21 protein-coding genes are annotated in these 22,171 nt (G+C 30.3%); 18 read left to right on the top strand and 3 right to left on the bottom strand.

Annotated elements, in window-relative coordinates:
• Positions 1-5 precede the first annotated feature (5 nt).
• The 15 genes from Q0997_RS11265 (at position 6) to Q0997_RS11195 (ending at position 15,303) form a co-directional block, all read left to right on the top strand.
• A complete protein-coding gene (locus Q0997_RS11265) occupies positions 6-1,088 on the top strand; it encodes a bifunctional 3-deoxy-7-phosphoheptulonate synthase/chorismate mutase type II (RefSeq protein WP_299888907.1) in 1,083 nt (360 codons plus the stop codon).
• A 143-nt stretch (positions 1,089-1,231) separates the two neighbouring features.
• Entirely contained in the window at positions 1,232-1,747 is a 516-nt protein-coding gene (locus tag Q0997_RS11260) for a T9SS type A sorting domain-containing protein (protein ID WP_299888905.1), read from the top strand.
• 45 nt (positions 1,748-1,792) lie between these two features.
• Entirely contained in the window at positions 1,793-2,743 is a 951-nt protein-coding gene (gene rsgA / locus Q0997_RS11255; RefSeq protein ID WP_299888904.1) for a ribosome small subunit-dependent GTPase A, read from the top strand.
• A 41-nt stretch (positions 2,744-2,784) separates the two neighbouring features.
• Entirely contained in the window at positions 2,785-3,237 is a 453-nt protein-coding gene (dtd, locus tag Q0997_RS11250; RefSeq protein WP_299888902.1) for a D-aminoacyl-tRNA deacylase, read from the top strand.
• 1 nt (position 3,238) lies between these two features.
• Positions 3,239-3,748 carry a metal-dependent hydrolase gene (locus tag Q0997_RS11245; RefSeq protein ID WP_299888900.1) on the top strand — a complete coding sequence of 170 codons (510 nt, stop codon included), beginning with the start codon at positions 3,239-3,241 and terminating at the stop codon, positions 3,746-3,748.
• A gap of 103 nt (positions 3,749-3,851) precedes the next feature.
• The gene (locus Q0997_RS11240) at positions 3,852-5,714 is read left to right on the top strand and encodes a DUF3857 domain-containing protein (protein WP_299888899.1); all 1,863 of its coding nucleotides are present in this window, start codon (positions 3,852-3,854) and stop codon (positions 5,712-5,714) included.
• Positions 5,715-5,717: 3 nt separating this feature from the next.
• Positions 5,718-7,730 carry a DUF3857 domain-containing protein gene (locus tag Q0997_RS11235; RefSeq protein ID WP_299888897.1) on the top strand — a complete coding sequence of 671 codons (2,013 nt, stop codon included), beginning with the start codon at positions 5,718-5,720 and terminating at the stop codon, positions 7,728-7,730.
• Positions 7,731-7,732: 2 nt separating this feature from the next.
• On the top strand, positions 7,733-8,059 hold the full coding sequence (locus tag Q0997_RS11230; protein ID WP_299888895.1) for a nucleotide pyrophosphohydrolase: 327 nt from the start codon (positions 7,733-7,735) through the stop codon (positions 8,057-8,059).
• 35 nt (positions 8,060-8,094) lie between these two features.
• Positions 8,095-9,327, top strand: a complete 1,233-nt coding sequence (locus tag Q0997_RS11225; RefSeq protein WP_299888893.1) for a 3-phosphoshikimate 1-carboxyvinyltransferase — start codon at positions 8,095-8,097, stop codon at positions 9,325-9,327.
• Positions 9,328-9,409: 82 nt separating this feature from the next.
• Positions 9,410-10,459 carry a tRNA preQ1(34) S-adenosylmethionine ribosyltransferase-isomerase QueA gene (gene queA / locus Q0997_RS11220; protein WP_299888892.1) on the top strand — a complete coding sequence of 350 codons (1,050 nt, stop codon included), beginning with the start codon at positions 9,410-9,412 and terminating at the stop codon, positions 10,457-10,459.
• A gap of 113 nt (positions 10,460-10,572) precedes the next feature.
• Complete coding sequence (rlmN, locus tag Q0997_RS11215) at positions 10,573-11,613, top strand: 23S rRNA (adenine(2503)-C(2))-methyltransferase RlmN (protein WP_299888890.1); 1,041 nt, start codon at positions 10,573-10,575, stop codon at positions 11,611-11,613.
• 43 nt (positions 11,614-11,656) lie between these two features.
• Complete coding sequence (locus Q0997_RS11210; protein WP_299888888.1) at positions 11,657-12,634, top strand: polyprenyl synthetase family protein; 978 nt, start codon at positions 11,657-11,659, stop codon at positions 12,632-12,634.
• Positions 12,635-12,790: 156 nt separating this feature from the next.
• Complete coding sequence (locus Q0997_RS11205) at positions 12,791-13,354, top strand: RNA polymerase sigma factor (protein ID WP_299888886.1); 564 nt, start codon at positions 12,791-12,793, stop codon at positions 13,352-13,354.
• Positions 13,341-14,150, top strand: coding sequence for a hypothetical protein (locus tag Q0997_RS11200; protein WP_299888884.1), 810 nt, complete (start codon positions 13,341-13,343; stop codon positions 14,148-14,150). The genes Q0997_RS11205 and Q0997_RS11200 overlap by 14 nt, the downstream gene beginning before the upstream one ends.
• A gap of 70 nt (positions 14,151-14,220) precedes the next feature.
• The gene (locus tag Q0997_RS11195) at positions 14,221-15,303 is read left to right on the top strand and encodes a hypothetical protein (RefSeq protein WP_299888882.1); all 1,083 of its coding nucleotides are present in this window, start codon (positions 14,221-14,223) and stop codon (positions 15,301-15,303) included.
• Positions 15,304-15,378: 75 nt separating this feature from the next.
• Here Q0997_RS11195 and Q0997_RS11190 read toward each other — a convergent pair whose 3' ends face one another.
• Positions 15,379-17,028 (bottom strand): HYR domain-containing protein, encoded by a 1,650-nt coding sequence (locus Q0997_RS11190; RefSeq protein WP_299888880.1) that lies wholly within the window; start codon positions 17,026-17,028, stop codon positions 15,379-15,381.
• Between the two features lie 144 nt (positions 17,029-17,172).
• Between Q0997_RS11190 and dnaG the strand changes: the two genes are divergently transcribed.
• Entirely contained in the window at positions 17,173-19,131 is a 1,959-nt protein-coding gene (dnaG, locus tag Q0997_RS11185; RefSeq protein WP_299888878.1) for a DNA primase, read from the top strand.
• Here the strand turns inward: dnaG and Q0997_RS11180 are convergent.
• The gene (locus Q0997_RS11180; protein WP_299888876.1) at positions 19,126-19,755 is read right to left on the bottom strand and encodes a response regulator transcription factor; all 630 of its coding nucleotides are present in this window, start codon (positions 19,753-19,755) and stop codon (positions 19,126-19,128) included. The genes dnaG and Q0997_RS11180 overlap by 6 nt on opposite strands.
• Positions 19,756-19,876: 121 nt before the next feature.
• A complete protein-coding gene (gene nadE / locus Q0997_RS11175) occupies positions 19,877-20,665 on the bottom strand; it encodes an NAD(+) synthase (protein ID WP_299888874.1) in 789 nt (262 codons plus the stop codon).
• 72 nt (positions 20,666-20,737) lie between these two features.
• Between nadE and gldB the strand changes: the two genes are divergently transcribed.
• Together gldB and gldC are read left to right on the top strand one after the other, a co-directional pair.
• Entirely contained in the window at positions 20,738-21,721 is a 984-nt protein-coding gene (gene gldB / locus Q0997_RS11170) for a gliding motility lipoprotein GldB (RefSeq protein ID WP_299888872.1), read from the top strand.
• Positions 21,721-22,053, top strand: coding sequence for a gliding motility protein GldC (gene gldC, locus Q0997_RS11165; protein ID WP_299888870.1), 333 nt, complete (start codon positions 21,721-21,723; stop codon positions 22,051-22,053). The genes gldB and gldC overlap by 1 nt, the downstream gene beginning before the upstream one ends.
• The last annotated feature ends 118 nt before the right edge of the window (positions 22,054-22,171 follow it).

Raw genomic sequence — 22,171 nt, 5'->3', positions numbered from 1 at the left:
ATAAAATGGAAAATAAAAAAGAATTAAGAACATGGTTAGATGATTTGAAGTTAAATCATCCATTAGTAATCGCTGGTCCATGCAGTGCAGAAACTGAAGAACAAGTTTTAAAAATTGCACATGAACTTAAAGACACAGATGTTAGCTACTACAGAGCAGGTATTTGGAAACCTAGAACGAGACCAGGGAATTTTGAAGGCGTTGGAGCATTAGGTTTAAAATGGTTGCAAAAAGTAAAAGAAGAAACAGGATTAATGACAGCAACAGAGGTTGCTAATAGAGCACATGTAGAATTAGCTTTAGAACATGATATAGATTTGTTATGGATTGGTGCGCGATCTACAGTAAGTCCATTTATTGTTCAAGAAATAGCAGATGCTTTAAAAGGAACAGATAAAGTTGTATTAGTAAAAAATCCAGTAAATCCAGATTTACCATTATGGCTTGGAGCTATAGAACGATTAGCTTCTGCAGATATTAAAAAATTAGGCGTTATTCATAGAGGTTTCTCAACCTACGAAAAATCTAAATATAGAAATAATCCAGAATGGCAAATAGCAATTGAGTTACAGACTAAATTTCCAGATTTACCATTAATTAATGATCCTTCTCATATTACTGGTAAACGAGATATGATTTTTGATGTCTCTCAAACAGCTTTAGATTTGAATTTTGATGGGTTAATGATTGAAACACATGTCGACCCAGATAATGCATGGAGTGATGCTGCACAACAAGTAACACCTAAGCGTTTAGTACAAATTATGGAAGATTTACGTATTAGAAAAGAAACAGATCCTGAAGCAGAGTATAATAAAGAACTTACAAATTTAAGAGCGCAAATAGACGTTGTAGACAACCAATTAATTGATTTAATGGGGAAACGTATGCAAGTAGCAGATGGTATTGGAGCACTTAAAAAACGTAAAAATGTGGCCGTATTACAAAGTAAACGCTGGAATGAAATTCTTGGTAAAATGGTATTACAAGGAGAAGAAAAAGGATTAAGTGAAGAGTTTATTTTAAAGATGTTTAAGGCCATTCACCAAGAATCGATTAATCACCAAGAAAAAGTTATAAAAGGATAATAACCTTTAGTTTTATATTAAGCCTTGCAATTTGTGAGGCTTTTTTCATTGTTTACTCATCTAAAAGGGGTGTTTACTCATTCTGCCTTTTAGTATATCATATTTCAATATAGGTTTGTATCATAATTAAAAACCATAAAATTATGAAACGAATTTTACCATTACTATTAGTCTTTGCTTGCTTATCTATGACTCAAGCACAATCAAAAATTGAAAAAGAAGAAAATAAGGATTCTGAAATGTCAATTACTTTAGAGGAAGTTGAAATAGTAGCGTATGGATCTAGGAAGTCTTGTAATACAACGTATTGTTATTCAACTACGACAACCGAATGTTATTCAGAAGAAAAAAACAGCGGCTGTAATTTTAAAATGAAAGGAATTGCTGTTGAGACTATTTCATCAAATGAAATAAAGGATGTTAAATTATACCCTAATCCATCATCTAATGGTATATTTCAAATACGTGTTGATGAAAAATATAGCTCGATAGAGATAGCAGTTAATTCAATTTCTGGGCAATCTGTTTTATCTGAAAAATTTCAGAATATAACAAATAAAGTTTCTGTTGACTTATCTAATTATCCATCTGGAATTTACATATTAAATATTATTGCAGATGGAAAAGTACTTTCCACTAAAAAAGCAATTGTTAGATAATATAATTTAATATAAAAGTCGTTATTTTGTATTATAATATAATGAATGACAGGACTTGTTTATAAATCTACAGGAAGTTGGTACACGGTAAAAACCGAACTTGGTGCTACATACGAATGCCGTATAAAAGGTAAATTTCGATTACAAGGTATAAAGAGTACTAATCCTATTGCCGTTGGCGACTATGTAGATTTTGATTTAGATACAAAAAGTGATCAAGAAACTGGTGTTATTACTAATATCCATGATCGAGAAAATTACATCGTTAGAAAGTCGGTGAATTTATCTAAGCAAACACATATTATTGCTTCAAACATAGATCAGGTTTTTTTATTAATAACAATAGATAATCCGCCAACATTTACAAGTTTTATAGATCGGTTTTTAGTTACAGCCGAAGCCTATTCAATTAAAACAGTGCTGCTTTTTAATAAAATAGACACCTATACAGAAGAGACAATTTTAGAAGTAAAATACTTAGCACATGTGTACAGAGACATTGGATATGAGTGCATAGAAATTTCTGCTAAAACAGGAAAGAATATAGAAAAAGTAAAAGGGTTAATGGAAGGTAAAGTAAGTATGTTTACTGGACATTCTGGAGTTGGTAAATCTACTTTAGTTAATGCTATTGAGCCAAGTTTAGATTTAAAAACAAAAGCTATTTCTACACAACACATGCAAGGGCAACACACAACAACTTTTGCAGAGATGTTTGATTTAAGTTTTAATGCTAAAATTATAGATACACCAGGTATTAAAGGATTTGGAGTAGTAGATATGGAGAAAGAAGAAATAGGAGACTATTTCCCAGAGTTTTTTGCCTTAAAACAAGATTGTAAGTTTAACAATTGTTTGCATATAGAAGAGCCTAAATGTGCTGTGAAAACCGCATTAAATAATGATGAAATAGCAGCATCTAGATATGCTAGCTATTTGCAAATTATAGAAGGAGACGAGCAGCATTATAGAACCGATATATGGAATCAAGAATAGAATAATACTAATTTAATCTTCCCATTTTTTTTATAAAAGATATGAAAGCAGTTATTCAAAGAGTATCTCATGCTAGCGTTACTATAGACGATGAAAAAGTAGCTTTAATTACCAATGGATTATTAGTGCTATTAGGAATCGTTAATGAAGATACACAAGAAGATATTAGTTGGTTGACTAATAAAATAGCAAACATGCGTATTTTTAATGATGAGAATGGCGTCATGAATACATCGTTAATTGAAACTAATGGGGATATTATAGTTGTTAGTCAATTTACACTTCAAGCGAGTACAAAAAAAGGGAATAGACCAAGTTATATTAAAGCAGCAAAACCAGATGTCGCGATTCCTCTTTATGAAGCTTTTAATAAAACTTTAGAATTGACAATCAATAAAACAGTTCAAACCGGTAGATTTGGAGCAGATATGAAAGTGGAACTTCTTAATGATGGCCCAGTAACAATCATTATCGATTCTAAAAATAAAACATAATATGGCATCTTTATTTGGTCATGGTTTAGTAGGTTTTACATTGTCTAAAGTAATAGATTCAAAATCTAATAGGCTATTATTGTTTTTAGCAGTGGTTTCTGCTATACTTCCAGATATAGATGTACTTGCTTTTAACTTTGGAATTCCGTATTTGCATCCATTAGGGCATCGTGGTTTTACACATTCAATAATCTTTGCCATTATGTGGGCATTACTTTTAGCATTTTTACTTGGAAAGGAAAGAAAGAAGCTCTTTTTTTTAATCTTATTTTTTTCAACGCTTTCTCATGGCATTTTAGATGCATTAACAACAGGAGGCAAAGGTGTTGGCTTTTTTGTGCCATTTAATAATGATCGGTTCTTCTTTCCATGGCAAATAATAAAAGTATCACCTATTGGTATTAGTAAGTTCTTTTCTAAATGGGGAATGCAAGTCATTGTGAGTGAATTAAAATATATAGCGATACCATGTTTTATATTGCTAATGTTTTTACGCTTTCAAAAAAAATAAAAAACAGCTTAAACGCCTTATATACTGTGGTATATTATTTATATTTAACACCTAATAAAATAACATGCGCTTAAAATCTATTATTAGTATATTTTTTATACTAATGTCCTACTTAACATTTTCACAAGAAAAATTTATCGCTTTAACAGTAAGTCCTGAACTTAAGGAGAAGAGTAATGCTGTAGTTAGAAGTAATATTATTGAGATTAACATCGAATCTATAAATAAAATGATTGTTAAACAACATCGTATTGTAACGGTTTACAATGAATCTGGGCAATCTAAAGTTGGCGGTTATGTTAATTACGATAATTCAATAACAGTTAAAAAGTTAGAAGCTAAAATATATAATGTTGTTGGACAGGAAATAAAAAAAATTAAAAAGAAAGACTTTAAAGATATTAGCGTAGCTGATGGTTTTTCAATATTTAACGATAATAGAGCAATGTATTTTGAATACACACCAATTGCATACCCATATACAGTAGAGTTTACAGTTGAAACCGTAAGAACAAATACAGCATTTATTCCTAGGTGGATTCCTATTGAAGGCTATTATGTAAGTACAGAATTTTCAAGTTATAAAGTGAATAATAATTCAGGAGTAGAGTTAACAAAAAAAGCATCTAATTTTGAAGGCTATGATGGTATTGAAGAATTGTCTGAATTTCATTATACAGCAACTAATTTGCCTGCTGTTGTTTCTGAAGCCTATAGTCCGTCGTTCACTACATTTGTTCCTTTTTTAAAATTGGCCTTAAAAGAATTTAGCATGGAAGGTGTAAAAGGCACTAATACTAATTGGCAAAATTTTGGGCAATGGATGAATGATAAGCTTATTAAAGGAACCGAAGAGTTACCTGAAGATGTAAAACAAGCAATAATAGAAAAGACCAAAAATATAAGTTCGTCAATCGAAAAAGCAAAAATTGTATATAAACATATGCAAGACAAAAGTCGCTATGTTAGTATTCAAGTAGGGATTGGAGGTTGGAAACCAATGTTAGCAAGTGATGTAGATAGATTGGGATATGGAGATTGTAAGGGATTAACAAATTATACTAAATCTTTATTAGAAACGGTAGGAGTCGATTCATATTATACTGTTGTTTATGGGGATTCTAATATTAGAAGCATAGATGAAGATTTTTCTTCTCTTGAAGGGAATCATGTTATTTTAACGATACCTAATAAAGGTGATTATATTTGGCTAGAATGTACAAGTCAAGAAGCTCCTTTTGGCTACAATGCTAACTTTACAGACGATAGAGATGTACTTGTAATAACTCCAAATGGTGGGGAAATAGTACATACTAAAGTATATGAAACTATAGGGAATACACAAGTAACAAAAGCAGATGTTATTATTGATGATTTAGGAAATATGAGAGCAAAAGTAAATGTCGTGTATAAAGGCTCTCAATACGACAATCATACACATCTTGAATCTCAAGATATAAAAGATCAAAAATTGTTTTACAAGAATCATTACGATAATATCAATAATTTAAATATTATATCTCTTAAGTTGAATAATGATAAAGAGAATATTGTATTTACAGAAGATTTAGAGCTAAAATCAACAAACTATGCTTCAAAAGCAGGACAAAGATTGTTATTAACACCTAATTTGTTTAATAAAAGAACATATACACCACCGAGATATAAAAATAGAACTTTACCTTTTGAAATAGACAGAGGTTTTAGTGATAGTGATGAATATACTATTACTATTAATGAAAAGTATACTATAGAGAGTTTAAAAGAAGCGGTAAATATTTCAAATAAGTTTGGCAGTTATAAAGTGTCAATTGAAAAAAAAGATAATAATACAATACTGTATAAAAGATATTTAATTATTAATAAAGGAAAATACTCAAAAGAGGACTATAAGGCGTTTAGAAAGTTCTGTCTTGAAATAGTAAAACATGATAAATCTAGAATAGCAATAAAAAACAACATCTAACTAATGAAAATTAAATTAACAATTATAGCATTATTATTACTAAACATTGCTTTTGCACAAAATTATAAGTTTGGAAAAATTAGTAAAGAAGAACTAATGGAGACTTCTAACCAAGATGATCCAGATGCACACGCAACTGTACTCTATAAAAAGCATAATGTGTCTTTTGATTATAGAGAAGATGATGGTTTTGTTCAACAAAATGAATATCATGAACGTATAAAAATATATGACAAACAAGGTTTCGAATGGGCTAATAAACGATTTAGATTATACGATAGATCTAATTCAAGTAAAGAAGAATTGAATGATTTAAAAGCGTATACATATACTTTGGAGAATGGGAAAATTGAAAAAACGAAATTAAAAAAGGAAGGGATTTTCGAGGAGAAGAATAACAAATATTGGTCTACTACTACTTTAACAATGCCTAATGTAAAAGAAGGCTGTATTATTGAGATGAAATATATAATTGAATCTCAATTTATGCAAATTGATGATGTTGTTTTGCAATACGATATTCCTATTAAAAAATTAGAAGTAGATGTTGTTATTCCAGAGTATTTTAACTTTAAAAAAATAGTAAATCCTAAAGCGGTCTTTTATCCCAAATTCGAAGAGTATACTAATAATAGAAAAGAGACAATAACATCAAAATCCCGAAGTGGTCAATTTGCTTCACAAACAACTTTTCAATCTTCAGATTTTGAATTCAAAGAAAATGGTTTTAAAGTATATATGGATAATATTCCAGCTTTAAGCAATGAACCATTGGTAGATAATAGAGATAATTATCGTTCAAAAATAGCATTAGAATACGAGTACTATAGAGGTCCTAATGGACAGCTTAAATATTATAGCACAAATTGGGAAAAAGTTACTAAGAATATTTTCGACAGTGATGGTTTTGGAGGACAGTTAGATAGACAAAATTATTATAAAGATGAGGTGAATACATTATTAAATGGAGTTGAAGACCCTATGGAGAAGGCTGCTTTGATTTATAATTTTGTAAAGAATAAAGTGAAATGGAATGGTTTTATAGGGTATACTTCAGAAAAAGGGGTGAAAAAGGCTTATAAAGAAGGTGTTGGAAATGTAGCAGATATTAATTTAATGCTCACTTCAATGCTTAAATATGCTGGTTTATCTGCAAACCCTGTTTTAATTAGCACTAGGGATAATGGAATTCCAATTGTGCCAAGTACATCAGGGTTTAATTATGTTATTGCAGCGATAGAGTTAAAAGATAATTTAATATTATTAGATGCATCTTCAAAATATGCTATTCCAAATATACTACCTGAACGTATATTAAATTGGCAAGGACGAATTATTAGAGAGCGAGGAAGCTCTGCTTGGGTAAGTTTAGCTACAGGCAAAAAATCGAAAGAAGTAAATAGTATTAATTTTAATATTGAAAGCGATTTATCAATTAATGGAAAAGTAAGAACCCAATTAACAAATCATCTAGCATTAGAGTATCGCAATTTGTATACTAATGCTAGTGAAGAAAGTACTATTAAACGATTAGAAAGAGGAAATGATGGTGTAGAAATTTCTAATTTAAAGATTTCTAATATAGATAAAATAGGGAAACCTGTAATGTTTTCATATGATTTTGAATTAGAATCTGCAGTAGAAGAAATAGGTGGTAACCTTTACCTTTCTCCGCTTTTATTTCTTACAGTTGAAGAGAATATTTTTAAACAGGAAACAAGACAGTTTCCAATTGATTTTATTCACCCAATTACAGATAAGTATAGTGTAAATATAAAATTACCAGAAGGCTATATTGTAGAGTCTATTCCAGAAAATGCTAAAGTTGAATTTAATACGAATGAAGCAAAGTTTAGCTATATCACTAAAAAAAATGGTGAATCTTCAATTCAATTAATTATTAATTTAGATATAAATAGAACACTTGTTTTTCCTAGTGATTACAATGTGTTTAAACAGTTTTTTCAGTTTTTAGTTGATAAGCAATCTGAAAAAATTGTGCTAAAAAAGGCTTAATTATGAATATAAAAAACGCGCAGCAAGAAGTAGATAATTGGATTAAAAACCATGGTGTTCGTTATTTTAACGAATTAACTAATATGGCGCAACTAACAGAAGAAGTTGGAGAAGTAGCAAGAATAATTGCTAGGCGTTATGGAGAGCAAAGTGAAAAAGAAAGTGATAAAAATAAAGATTTAGGAGAAGAGCTAGCAGATGTTATGTTTGTGGTTTTATGTCTTGCTAATCAAACGGGAGTTAACTTACAAGAAGCTTTTGATAAAAAGTTAGATATAAAGACAAAACGAGATCATGATAGACATCATAATAACGAAAAATTAAAATAATTTGGTCTTTTTTCATAAGATAGATATTAAATACCATGAATTTACATCTCGAACAATCTGTATTAAATAATAACAATTCTATACAAGTAACAGGTTCAAAAAGTGAGTCTAATCGCTTATTGCTTTTGCAAGCATTGTATCCAGAAATTAAAATACAAAATGTCTCTAATAGTGACGATTCTAAGTTAATGACCAAAGCATTAGCGTCTAAGGATACTATTATTGATATTCATCACGCAGGAACGGCAATGCGCTTTTTAACAGCATTTTTCTCTACTCAAGAAGGAAGAACTATTGAGTTAACAGGATCTAAGCGAATGAAAGAACGGCCTATTGAAATTTTGGTCGATGCATTAAATCAATTGGGAGCAGCTATTAGTTATAAAGAAAATCAAGGCTTTCCACCATTATTGATTAAAGGAAGAAAGTTAACAAAGAATCGTGTATGCTTAGAGGCAAATGTAAGTAGTCAATATATTTCGGCAGTATTGCTTATTGCTTCAAAATTGGAAAACGGTATAGAGTTAACCCTTAATGGTAAAATTACTTCTGTGCCATATATAAACATGACCTTAAGTTTATTAAATGAAATAGGTATAGAAACGCAATTCAGTAATAATATTATTACAGTTAGACCTAAAAAAGAAGATTTAGTGATTGATAAGGTATTAACCGTTGAATCCGATTGGTCTTCAGCCTCATACTTTTATAGTATTATTGCGTTATCTCCAGTTGGGACAGTTATAACATTATCATCTTATAAAGAAACTAGCTTACAAGGAGATTCGTCTTTAGCAGAAATATATAAAAGCTTTGGCGTTGAAACTGTTTTTAAAGACAATACAGTAATACTTAAAAAACAAAGTATTATATCTAAAGAAATAAACATTAATTTCGATTTAAGTAATTCGCCAGATATAGCGCAAACAATTGTAGTAACAGCTTTTGGGTTAGGAGTAGAATGCTACTTAACGGGATTACATACTTTAAAAATTAAAGAAACAGATAGATTAGAAGCTTTAAAAACCGAAATTGAAAAATTGGGAGGTCAAGTAGATATCACTAACGATTCGTTAAAGCTGTTTACTTCAAAATCAATAAAAGAAAATATAGCTATAGCAACATATAATGATCATAGAATGGCAATGGCATTTGCGCCATTAGCTTTAAAAGTGCCAATAATAATAGAAGATGCTATGGTTGTTTCTAAATCGTTTCCTACGTTTTGGGAAGACTTAAAGGCACTTGGTTTTAAGTTTATAAAATAATAATCAGTCATTTACTTGACAACGCCTATCTCGAGATTGTATATTTGCAGCTTTGAGAAAATAAAAAGTTTAGACTAACTATATGAAATTATCACATTTTAACTTCGAATTACCAGAAGAATTACTAGCCGAATATCCAGCCGAAAACAGAGATGAATCTCGTTTAATGGTGTTGAATAGAAAAGAACAGACTATTGAACACAAAATGTTTAAGGATCTTATTGATTATTTTGAAGAAGATGACGTAATGATTCTTAATAATACAAAGGTGTTTCCTGCACGCTTGTTTGGTAACAAAGAAAAAACAGGAGCAAGGATTGAGGTTTTCTTATTAAGAGAATTAAACCAAGAACAACGTCTTTGGGATGTACTAGTAGATCCTGCAAGAAAAATAAGAATAGGTAATAAATTATATTTTGGTGACGATGAATCTTTAGTTGCTGAAGTTATTGATAATACAACGTCAAGAGGTAGAACTTTACGTTTTTTATATGATGGTTCTTATAATGAGTTTCGTTCAAAACTAAGCCAATTAGGAGAAACACCATTGCCTAAATATATTAAAAGAGAAGTAGAACCAGAAGATGAAGAGCGTTACCAAACTATTTTTGCAAAAAATGAAGGAGCAGTAGCGGCACCAACTGCAGGATTACACTTTTCTAAGCACTTATTAAAAAGATTAGAGATAAAAGGTATTGATTTTGCTGAAGTTACATTACATGTTGGTTTAGGTACTTTTAACCCAGTAGAGGTGGAAGATTTATCTAAGCATAAAATGGACAGCGAAGAAGTAACTATAGGTCCAAAAACAGTAGGGCAAATAAATACAGCGTTAAAAAACAGAAAGCGTATATGTGCTGTAGGTACTACTGCAATGCGTGCTGTTGAAAGTGCTGTATCTTCTAGTGGGACTTTAAATGAAATAGAAGGATGGACTAATAAATTTATTTTCCCTCCATACGAGTTTAGTATTGCTAACTGCATGATTACAAATTTTCATACTCCAAAATCAACATTATTAATGATGGCTTCTGCTTTTGCAGGTCATGATTTTATTAAAAAGGCTTATGAAGAAGCTGTAAAAGAAAAATATAAGTTTTACAGTTATGGAGATGCAATGTTAATTATCTAAAAGATATAAACTAAAATATAATGGACCTCGTCAAACTTTATTGATGAGGTCTTTTTTATTATTTGTAATTCATAATCGTAATTACTCAATCCTTTCACTATTTTTGCATTATAATGGCAGACAAGAAAAAAGACATACGTGCACTAACTAAAGAACAGCTACGTGAATTCTTTGTAAAAGAAGGAGATAAAGCATTTAGAGGAAACCAAGTTTACGAATGGTTATGGAGTAAAGGTGCTCATGTTTTTGAAGATATGACAAATATTTCAAAAGAAACGCGCCAAATGTTGCAGGATAACTTTGTTATTAATCATATAAGTGTAGATACCATGCAACGTAGCAGTGATGGAACTGTTAAAAATGCAGTAAGATTACACGATGGGTTAATTGTAGAGTCTGTATTAATACCAACAGAAACAAGAACAACAGCTTGTGTGTCAAGTCAAGTAGGTTGTAGTTTAGATTGTAAGTTTTGTGCTACTGCACGTTTAAAACGTATGCGTAATCTAAATCCAGATGAAATATACGATCAAGTTGTTGCAATAGATAAAGAAAGTAAACTCTATTTTAATAGGCCATTAAGTAATATTGTATTTATGGGCATGGGAGAACCACTCATGAATTATAATAATGTAATTAAAGCTATAGACAAAATAACATCTCCTGAAGGCTTAGGGATGTCTCCAAAGCGAATTGTAGTGTCAACTTCTGGCGTGCCAAAAATGATTAAAAAAATGGCTGATGATGACGTGAAATTCAATTTGGCTGTTTCTCTTCATTCTGCCATAGATGAAGTAAGAACTACAATTATGCCATTTAATAAAACGTTTCCGCTTAAAGATTTAAAAGAAGCGTTAGAACATTGGTACGAGAAAACACAAAGGAAGATTACTTATGAGTATGTTGTATGGAATGGCATTAATGATAGTATTAAAGATATTGAAGCTTTGGTAAGGTTTTGTAAATATGTGCCATGTAAAGTCAATATTATAGAATATAATCCTATAGATGATGGTGAATTTCAACAAGCATCTAATCAAGCTATAGATGATTATATTCGTATTTTAGAACGTAATAATATAGTCGTTAATGTGCGCAGAAGTAGAGGAAAAGATATTGATGCTGCGTGTGGACAATTAGCAAATAAAAGTTAAAATATCGTTTATCATTTAGTGAAGCTATATATTTGTTAAACCTGTGAAAATAACCGAACAAATAAAACAACCAATTGCTTACGAAATGGAACTTTTTGAAAAAAAGTTTCGCCTAGCCATGTCTTCTCAAGTAGCGCTTTTAAATCGTATTACACATTATATAGTTAATAGAAAAGGAAAACAAATGCGACCAATGTTTGTATTTCTAGTAGCAAAAATGGTTAGTAATGGAGATGTTAAAGATAGAACGTATCGAGGTGCTTCGGTTATAGAATTAATACATACAGCCACTTTAGTGCATGATGATGTTGTAGACGACAGTAATAAGCGAAGAGGTTTCTTCTCTATAAATGCACTTTGGAAAAACAAAATTGCGGTTCTAATAGGAGATTATTTATTATCTAAAGGTTTACTACTTTCTATAGATAATGGAGATTTTGATTTGCTTAAAATTATTTCTGTAGCAGTTAGAGAAATGAGTGAAGGAGAATTACTGCAAATTGAAAAAGCTAGAAAATTAGACATAACGGAAGCCATATATTACGAAATTATTAGACAAAAGACAGCAACGCTTATTGCAGCATGTTGTAGTTTAGGCGCAGCTTCTGTTAAACCAGATTCACCAGAAGTAGAAATGATGAGGCTTTTTGGAGAACGTATAGGCATGGCTTTTCAAATAAAAGACGATTTATTCGATTATGGTTCTAAAAGTATTGGTAAACCTGTAGGTATAGATATTAAAGAGCAAAAAATGACTTTACCATTAATTCATGTGCTTAATAATTGTAGTAAAGCAGATAAAAAATGGTTAATCAATTCCATTAAAAACCATAACAAAGACAAAAAACGAGTTGATCAAGTTATCGATTTTGTTAAAAAGAATGGCGGATTGGAATATGCAGTTTCTAAAATGAAAACTTTTCAAACCGAAGCACTAAGTATCTTAGAAAACTTTCCTGATTCAGAATATAAATCATCATTAGAATTGATGGTTAATTACGTTATAGAACGTAAAAAATAAAGAAGCTATATTAAAAAACATCATTTTTACACTTGTGTTAAGTATTTAAAATCAGTAAGTTATAATATTTATCACTTTTTTTTGTAATATGAAGCAACCATTTATAAAAATATTCCGTCTTTATAAATAGAAGTCTAAAACTAACAGCGTTTTTATTTGAAAGTAATACAATTATATAAAGATGAAGTTAAGCTCATAAAAAGAGCTTCTCAAAATAACCGCGAAGCGCAGCATATTTTGTATGAATTACATGCACCAAAAATGCTAAGTATATGTCGCTATTATATTAAAGACATACATCATGCTGAAGAAGCAATGCTTAATGGTTTTTTTAAAGTGTTTTCAAATTTGAAAAAATTTAAAGCAGAAGGGAGTTTTGAAGGTTGGATGCGAAGAATTATGGTTAGAGAATCGATTTCATTTTTAAGACAAAAAAAGAAGATTGAATTTGCAACAGATGATATTGAAACTCATGATAGTCATTATGACGCAGTACAATCAGATATTGATGTAGATCATATACAGAAGCTTATAGATAAGCTACCTGAAGGTTATAGAATTGTATTTGTTATGTATGCTATTGAAGGTTATAAACATCATGAAATAGCAACGCTATTGAATATTAGCGAAGGCACATCAAAATCACAATTATTTAAAGCACGAAAAATGCTTCAAAAACAAATAAAAACATTTAATACATCGAGTTATGGCACCAATTAAATTTGAAGAGAACTTGAAGGAGAAACTTGAGCAGCGCACTATTACGCCGTCTGCAAATAGTTGGGATGCTTTAGCAAACAAATTAGATGCTAAAGAAAAGAAAAAAGGAATTAATAATAAACTTTGGTTAAGTATAGCGGCAAGCTTTATAGGAGTAGTGTTTATGTATAATATGTTTTTTATGTCTAGTGATAAAAGTAATGTAAAAGAAAATGTAACAGACATAGAGACTAAAGCAATAGAAACTAATAAAAATGTAGAAAAGGAAGCAATACTGCAAGATGGAATTAAGAACGAAATTGTATTAGAAACAGTAGAAGAGAAAAAAGTCGAAATTAAAGATACCACAGTAGAGCAAATTAAAAGTGATAGCAATCATTTAGCAAGTACTAAAACAGTAAATAACAAACAGAAAAAGAGCAAAGACGTAAAAAGCAATATTATTGGAAATAAATCAAATAAAAATAATAACAACGCTTATTATGTTTTAAATGAAACGAATAATGGTTTAGAAAAAGGGATTAAAAAGCAGTCAATAGTATTAAATGAAAAAGCAGTTGCTATATCTCAAAAGGAAATAATAGAAATTACAGATAGTGAGTTAGATGCATTATTAAATAATGCCAAAAATAAAATAGTAAAAAACCAACCCAAAAATACTATTCCTTTAGATTATAATGAATTACTTCAAGACGTTGAAGATGATTTAGAAGAAACATTCAGGGATAAACTACTAAAAACAGTTAAAGGCGGTTATCGCACTGTTAAAACATATGTTGCAGAGCGCAACGAATAAAAACATCAATTAAAATAATCATTAATGTTCTCTTTGTTTTAACTAATGAAGAGGCAAAAAACGAACAATTATGAACACAATTACAAAGTACGTAATCTATTTATTTGTCAGTCTTTATGTCACAAATGCAATAGGGCAGGACACAACACAATCTCAAGAACAAGATGAAAAAGCTCAAAAGATTGAAGCTTTAAAAGAAAAGATACGAAGTGATGAAAAAGATGCTTTAAAATACGAAGTAGAACAAATTAATACACGTGTAAGTAAAAAAGAAATTACTTATGAAGAAGGTGAAGATTTAAAACAAGAAGTAGCAAAAAAACGTGCGTTAAATATAGAAGATCGCATTGCGATGTTAGAAAACAAAGTCGCATTTAATGATAGAAATAATCTGCCTAATGATTTTAGTAAAAAAAGTAAAAAACGTTTTGGTATAACTTTTGGCGATAACGATGCTAGTTTTACAGGAGTAACAGTCATTAACTCAGACGATACTAAGAAACCAGTAAAATACGATTTTAGAACTGTTAGTGGTTTAGTTGTATCTACAGGAATTAATAATGCAATAATAGATGGGCAAAGCCTTAGTGATTCGCCATATAAAATTGGAGGTTCAGGTTTTTTTGAATTAGGTTTCCAGTGGAAAACAAGAATTCTTAAAAATTCTAACCTAGCAAGACTTAGATACGGTGTGTCTTTTCAATGGAATAAATACGATTTAAAAGATAATAAGTATTTTGTACAAGACGGCAATACAACTACTATAGAAGAATTTCCTCAAGACTTAAGGCAAGCAAAATTTAGAACAACAAATATAGTTGTGCCTTTATATCTTGAATTTGGGCAACATGGAAAAGTAGAAAAGAAAGATCGCATAAGATATACACATAAAGGATTTAAATTTGGTATTGGAGGTTATGCAGGCTTTAATATTGGGGCAAAGCAAAAGCTATGGTATAAAGACGATGGTGAGAGAACAAAACAAAAAATTAAACAAAATTATAATGTAAACCCTTTTGTTTATGGATTAGGAGCATATGTTGGTTATGGAAATTTAAGTTTATTTGCTAAGTATGATTTGTCTGAAACTTTTAAAAGTAATTCTATTAAACAAAACAATGTGTCTTTAGGTATAAGACTTGATTTAGAATAATTTTAAGTGAGTTAGTTAATTTAAAAAAGCCTCTTCAATTCTACAGAAGAGGCTTTTTATTATAAAATGAGTATATTATTTTTTTATAAATTTCTTCACGGTTATATTCCCATTGATACCTTTAATTTCAATAAGGTATAAACCAGAAGTTAAGGTAGATATATTCAATGTTTTATTTTCTAGTATAGAATTAAAGTGTATGGTATTGACTGTTCTTCCATTAATATCATAAATAATAGCTTTGTCAAGAATAATATCAGAATCGTTTTTGATAGTTAAAATTTTATCAGCAGGATTTGGAAGTATTAATACTCCAGTTTCTAAATTAAAAGAATTAACACTTAGCACTTCATTTACCGTAATGTCAAAAGAACAAGTCACTGAATTACCAGCAACATCAGTAACAACAAAGGTGTTGGTAGTTGTGCCAATTGGGAAGTCACTACCGCTAGATAAACCAGCAGTTTGTAAAGGTGTATAATCTACTTCTAATAAGTATCTATAATTACCAGATGTTCCAACAACATCATTCCAACCACCAGAAGATTGCATTACGGTATAATCTTCATTTCCAGCATTGTTAGGTTCACCTGCATTCCAGTTAGTGTAAGTAGAAGTATCTCCACTGTTCCAAACAAAAGAACCTTCAGTTGTAACATCATCATATCCAATAAGAATATCTCCAGCAGAACCAAGCATATTAATAGCATTTAAAAGGTAAGTTCCATCTGTAGCATTTCTAATAGTTCCTACAAAACCACCTTGACTCATAGCATCTGTATAAGCATCTACAGGAGTAAATGAGGCATTTGAGATATAATAAGCCTTATCAGCGATAGTGCCTAAAGGTGTAAAACCAGTTAAAGGATTAATAGTTGAACAGTTATCTGATGAAGATATAGTATAATTAACCATAACTGTACTTTCTCCGGGGTTGGTATCTACAACCATATTAGATGGGCAATTAACCGTAGGATTTTCTGAATCGGTTACCATAACGTTAAAAGAACAGCTAACAGTATTGTTATCACTATCGGTAACTGTATAAGATACAGAAGTTGTGCCTATTGGAAAATCACTTCCAGAAGCCAATCCTGTTACTAGTGTTGCAGTCAAAGTGCCATCTTCAGTATCATTTGCAGTAACATTATATGTAGCATTTCCTGTACATAGACCAGTACTATTATTTATCATAATATCACTTGGACATGTAATTGTAGGTATGTCGCCTATAGCACTATATAGTTGAACATCTGCTATTTGATTTATAGAACTTGCTCCACATGTACCTGTAAAATTTAATCTGTAGTATGTATATGTATTTGTGTTAAGAAATGAAAATGTTCTAGAAAAAAAGCGAGTAGAGATACATGGTATTGATCCAGTAGTAATACTAGTATAAGTCATTCCGTCATTAGAACCAAAAACTTCATAAGAAGTTGGATCTCTTTCAGGAGCATCATTAGCGGTTACTATTTCCATGGCTATGGCTGTATGAGATACACCTAATAAATCGACTTCAAATCCAATTCCATCAAAAGCATTAAAATCTAAGAATTTTGTTGAAGAATTTTGATCAATAACATTTTGAACACCTTCGGCTCCAGGAGAATTTACACTTCCAAAATTTGTGGCTGTATGAATTGATGAATCAAAAATAGCTTGCCCAAAAATTGGAGAGAAACTTACAAATGATAATAAAAATAATAGCGTAATTTTTTTCATAAATATCTGTTTTAGAATTGATTAATTATATAAAAATACTCTTTTTTTTAATACTTAAGTTTTAAGAATATTGTAATTTTCAAGAGACATTCATTTATATTACATTTACAGCGTAATTCTACAAAAGTTAAAACATTTCAAAAATTGATATCAAAAGCTACCATAGACCAAGTATACGAAACAGCCCGATTAGAGGAAGTTATTGGTGATTTTGTTCAATTAAAAAAATCCGGAAGTAATTTTAAAGGTTTAAGTCCGTTTAGTGATGAACGCTCTCCTAGTTTTATGGTCTCGCCAGTAAAACAAATTTGGAAAGATTTCTCAAGTGGTAAAGGTGGAAACGTGGTAGCCTTTTTAATGGAGCATGAACACTTTACATATCCAGAAGCTATAAAATACTTAGCTAAAAAATATAATATTGAAATTGAAGAAACCGAGCAATCTAATGAGCAAAAAGAAGCTCAAAACAAACGAGAAAGCTTGTATTTAGTTAGTGAGTATGCTAATAAATATTTTCAAAATATATTACACAAAACTAATCAAGGTAAGGCAATTGGGTTAAGTTATTTTAAAGAACGTGGTTTTACAGAAGACACGATTACAAAATTTAATCTTGGCTATTCTACAGACGAATGGAGTGCTTTTACAGACGATGCTATTAAAAAAGGGTATAAGCTCGAATTTTTAAGCGAAACGGGCTTAACAATAGATAAAGGTGATAAGCAATTTGATCGCTTTAAAGGACGCGTAATGTTTCCTATACAGAGTATGAGTGGGCGTGTTCTTGGTTTTGGTGGACGTATTTTAACCAATGATAAAAAAGCTGCGAAGTACTTAAACTCTCCAGAAAGTGATATTTATCATAAAAGTAAAGTCTTATATGGTATTTTTCATGCCAAACAAAGTATAGCTAAAGAAGATAATTGTTATTTAGTTGAAGGTTATACAGATGTTATACAGTTTCATCAAACAGGTGTTACAAATACAGTATCTTCTTCTGGAACTGCACTAACAAGTGATCAAATTAGGTTAATTAATAGATTAACTAAAAACATAACGGTGCTTTTTGATGGAGATGCAGCAGGAATGCGAGCATCACTAAGAGGTATCGATTTGATTCTGGAACAAGGGATGAATGTTAGGGTTTGTAGCTTTCCCGAAGGTGAAGATCCAGACAGTTTTGCTAAAACAAATACCTTAGAAGAATTAAATCATTACTTAGAGCAAAACGCAAAAGATTTTATTCAATTTAAAGCTTCTGTTTTATACGAAGACTCTAAAAACGACCCTATAAAAAAGGCAGATACTATTAGAGATATCATTAATAGTATAGCTAAAATTCCAGATAGGATTAAGAAAGAGGTCTATATTCAAGAGTGTGCTCGTATAATGGATATAAGCGAAGAAGTACTATTTAGTACTTTAGCTCAAATTGATAAAAAAGAAACAGATAGTACTTCCAAAAGGCAAGGTAGTACTCCTAAAGCTTTTGATGTTATAAAGCCGCAACAACCTGTTAAAAAGGTTGATGTACAGTTTGTTTTAGAACGTAAAATAATTGAAGTGTTATTGCTTTATGGTAATAGAACAGAAGATTTTGAAGATTTAATTTTAAAAGAAAATGATAGTGGTGATTTAATTCTAGAGCCAGTAATTCATCAAACTAAAGTTTTTGAAAAAGTATTTTTAGACTTACAGGAAGATGAAATGGAATTTTCTAATCCACAGTTTAAAGATTTGTATTATAAAATTATAGAAGCCTTAAACCAAAATCCTGATCTATCTGCAGAACATTTAATAAATAATGTAGATGCAGAAGTAGGAAATCAAATTACCACAATTCTTATGGAAGATGAACGTTATGAATTGTCGGATTGGGAACGTAAAAACATATTTCCAAAACCCAAAAACGAAACCATTTCACAATTGGTTAGTGAAACAATTTTAAGTTTAAGATGCCATTTAATAGACTTAAAAGTGATAGGTTTCCAACAACAAACATTAGAGCAAAGAAATGAAGTTAACAAATCTGTCTTAGAAGAAGTTAAAGACTATTCTGGCTTAAAAATGTTATTGTCTAGAAAGTTAAATCGCGTTTTATAATTCTAGTTGATTCGCTTGACTTACTAGATCTACCAAATTAGTAACGTTTAATTTTTTCATTAATCGCGCACGATAAGTACTTACTGTTTTCTCATTTATAGCAAGTTCTTTTGCAATTTCTTTATTACGTCTTCCAGAGGATAATAATTTTAAAACTTCTATTTCTCTAGTAGATAGTTTCTTGTGAAAAGAACCGCCAGTAGAAGACCCTTTTCTGTTTTTAGTAACGCGAGCAACCATAGACTCACTTAAATAAGTACCACCATTATATGCTTTCATTATAGCATCTTTAACAGTAATAATATCTGTAGTTTTAGAAATGTAACCAGAGGCTCCAAGTTTAATTGTATTTAGGGCATAAACTTCTTCAGGTTGTGCACTATATATAACCACTTTTATTTCTGGAAATTCTTTTTTTATACGTCTAAGGGCTGTAATACCATTAAGTTTGGGTAAATCTATTTCACATAAAATAACATCAACAGTAGTTTGTTTAATGAAATCGAAAATAGCTTCTCCATCGCTAAGGGTGCCAATGAATGAAATGTCTCGTGTAGTATCGAAAATAAGCTCCAATCCTTTACTTACAATAGGATGTGGGTCAACTACCAATAGCTTGACCATGTTGTTTTGTTTTAATGGATTCTATACTTAACAACTAGTTAGTATCATTGTTAAACAGAATCTATATTTGATAAATTGAATAGCCTAGTAAAGGTACTAATTTTTATAATATGTTTAGCAATTACTTTAAATTATTGGGAATTTCACAAATTGGTATTGCTATCATCTTGTGTTTGTTTGAGTTATTAAAGCGTTTGTAGATTTTAAATACTTCTTTTTCCCTTCCAGAGAAGTCATTTTCTGTCATACCATTCTCACTTTTTTGCATTGCCCATTCTAATTCAGGATAAGAAGCTCCAATTTGGTCTTCATCACTTCTTGCATCTCCAAATAATCCGTCGCTAGGTGCAGCTTTAATTATAGAATTTGGAACCTCAAGAAGTTCAGCTATTTCATATACTTCACTTTTTAGTAGATCAGCAATAGGACTTAAGTCAACACCACCATCTCCATACTTGGTATAAAAACCAACACCAAAATCTTCAACCTTATTACCAGTTCCTGCAACCAAAAGTCCTAATAATCCAGCATGGTAATATAACGTGGTCATACGTAAACGAGCTCTAGTATTAGCTAAAGCCATATCTACAGTAGCTTTTTTTCCATCAAGAGAGACTTCTGTTTTAAATTCTTCAAAAACAGGGGTCAAATCGGTTTTTATATCACGTACGTTACTAAAACGTGCTTTAAGTTGCTTAATATGTTCTTGACCTCTAGATACATGACTTTCTGCTTGATGAATAGGCATCTCTATACATAAAACATCTAAACCCGTTTTTGCACATAGCGTAGAAGTAACAGCAGAATCTATGCCTCCAGAAATACCAACAACAAAACCATTAACTTTTGCGTTAGTAGCATAATCTTTTAACCAATTTACAATGTGATTTATTACTTTTTCTGTTTGCATTTTTAAAGAATTTTACAACAAAGAATAGTACCTTTGTCAAACAAAAATAAAGTAAACGTTTTCCAAATAAAAATGAAACGCTATTTAGTTTATATGTACAGATATTTTTTTACTTTTTTAATAATCTTAAGTTTCTTTTCTTGTCAAGACGATAATAAACAAGAGGATGATATTGCAAAAATTGATGCTAGTTTTAATGTTGAACGTTTTGATGTTGCTTTTGCTAAATCAAAACCAGACAATTTACCAAAGCTAAAAGAAACTTTTCCTTTTTTATTTCCAGTTAAATATAAAGATTCGTTTTGGATACAGCAGATGCAAGATACGTTACAACAAGAGTTGCACGCTGAAACTATAAAAACATTTAAAGATTTTAAAATTGAAAAAAAAGAGATCGAATCGTTATTTCAGCATTTAAAATATTACTTCCCTGAGTTTAAAACGCCTCGAGTAATATCTGCTACTTCTAATGTAGATTATAGAAATAAAGTAGTTGTTACAGATACTATTGTATTATTATCTTTAGACACTTATTTAGGAGCAGACCATCATTTTTATGAAGGTATTCAAGATTTTATAAGAACTAATTTAAAACGAGAACAATTAGTTGTTGATTTAGCAGATAAATATGCTAATTATTATATTTTTCAGCAACAACGCAGAACACTTTTAGACGAATTAATCTATACAGGTAAGCAATTGTATTTTAAAGATAAAGTTATTCCTTTTAAAACAGATGCCGAAAAAATAGGCTACTCGCAAGCACAGATAGAATGGGCTCAAGCTAATGAAGAATATATTTGGCGCTATTTTGTTGATAAAGAATTATTATATAGCACAGATTCTAAATTACCTAGCCGTTTTATTAATCCAGGACCTTTTTCTAAGTTTTATTTAGAAGAAATAGATAATGTGTCTCCTGGTAGAATAGGGCAGTACATAGGCTGGCAAATTGTTCGAGCTTATATGAAAAATAATGATGTGACTTTTAAAGAAATGCTTAATAAAAGCACAAAAGAAATATTTGAAAACTCAAAATTTAAACCACGTAGATAATGGCTAATATAAAATCGGAGATTACACTAAATGTAGAATTAGATGAAAATCGTGTTCCAGAAAAATTAAATTGGACCGCGCAAGATGGTGGAATAAATAATGCCGAAGCTAAAGCTTTAATGTTATCTGTTTGGGATGCTAAAGCACAAGAATCTTTGCGTATAGATTTATGGACAAAAGATATGCCTGTAGATGAAATGAAAGTGTTTTTTCATCAAACATTAGTAGCAATGAGTAATACTTTTAATCGCGCTACTCAAGATGAAAAAATGACAGCAACCATGAAGGATTTTTGCGATTATTTTGCAGAGAAGTTAGAGTTGAAAAAATAATAAAAAAGCCTTTCTATATAGAAAGGCTTTTTTGTTTATAGTGTCCCGTCCTGAAATAAGTTGACAAAAAATCGACTTATTAATGAAAAGTAAAGAGAACAAAAGAGTTAAACGAACT

Origin of the sequence: uncultured Lacinutrix sp. (assembly GCF_947500325.1) — a bacterium.
Lineage (GTDB): Bacteria > Bacteroidota > Bacteroidia > Flavobacteriales > Flavobacteriaceae > Lacinutrix.
This window is presented reverse-complemented; position numbering and strand designations above follow the sequence as displayed.

Excerpts from the sequence above, each read along its gene's own strand:
- Q0997_RS11265 (WP_299888907.1), top strand. The coding sequence starts at position 6 with ATGGAAAATAAAAAAGAATTAAGAACATGGTTAGATGATTTGAAGTTA.
- Q0997_RS11260 (WP_299888905.1), top strand. The coding sequence starts at position 1,232 with ATGAAACGAATTTTACCATTACTATTAGTCTTTGCTTGCTTATCTATG.
- rsgA (WP_299888904.1), top strand. The coding sequence starts at position 1,793 with ATGACAGGACTTGTTTATAAATCTACAGGAAGTTGGTACACGGTAAAA.
- dtd (WP_299888902.1), top strand. The coding sequence starts at position 2,785 with ATGAAAGCAGTTATTCAAAGAGTATCTCATGCTAGCGTTACTATAGAC.
- Q0997_RS11245 (WP_299888900.1), top strand. The coding sequence starts at position 3,239 with ATGGCATCTTTATTTGGTCATGGTTTAGTAGGTTTTACATTGTCTAAA.
- Q0997_RS11240 (WP_299888899.1), top strand. The coding sequence starts at position 3,852 with ATGTCCTACTTAACATTTTCACAAGAAAAATTTATCGCTTTAACAGTA.
- Q0997_RS11235 (WP_299888897.1), top strand. The coding sequence starts at position 5,718 with ATGAAAATTAAATTAACAATTATAGCATTATTATTACTAAACATTGCT.
- Q0997_RS11230 (WP_299888895.1), top strand. The coding sequence starts at position 7,733 with ATGAATATAAAAAACGCGCAGCAAGAAGTAGATAATTGGATTAAAAAC.
- Q0997_RS11225 (WP_299888893.1), top strand. The coding sequence starts at position 8,095 with ATGAATTTACATCTCGAACAATCTGTATTAAATAATAACAATTCTATA.
- queA (WP_299888892.1), top strand. The coding sequence starts at position 9,410 with ATGAAATTATCACATTTTAACTTCGAATTACCAGAAGAATTACTAGCC.
- rlmN (WP_299888890.1), top strand. The coding sequence starts at position 10,573 with ATGGCAGACAAGAAAAAAGACATACGTGCACTAACTAAAGAACAGCTA.
- Q0997_RS11200 (WP_299888884.1), top strand. The coding sequence starts at position 13,341 with ATGGCACCAATTAAATTTGAAGAGAACTTGAAGGAGAAACTTGAGCAG.
- Q0997_RS11195 (WP_299888882.1), top strand. The coding sequence starts at position 14,221 with ATGAACACAATTACAAAGTACGTAATCTATTTATTTGTCAGTCTTTAT.
- Q0997_RS11190 (WP_299888880.1), bottom strand. The coding sequence starts at position 17,028 with ATGAAAAAAATTACGCTATTATTTTTATTATCATTTGTAAGTTTCTCT.
- Q0997_RS11180 (WP_299888876.1), bottom strand. The coding sequence starts at position 19,755 with ATGGTCAAGCTATTGGTAGTTGACCCACATCCTATTGTAAGTAAAGGA.
- nadE (WP_299888874.1), bottom strand. The coding sequence starts at position 20,665 with ATGCAAACAGAAAAAGTAATAAATCACATTGTAAATTGGTTAAAAGAT.
- gldB (WP_299888872.1), top strand. The coding sequence starts at position 20,738 with ATGAAACGCTATTTAGTTTATATGTACAGATATTTTTTTACTTTTTTA.
- gldC (WP_299888870.1), top strand. The coding sequence starts at position 21,721 with ATGGCTAATATAAAATCGGAGATTACACTAAATGTAGAATTAGATGAA.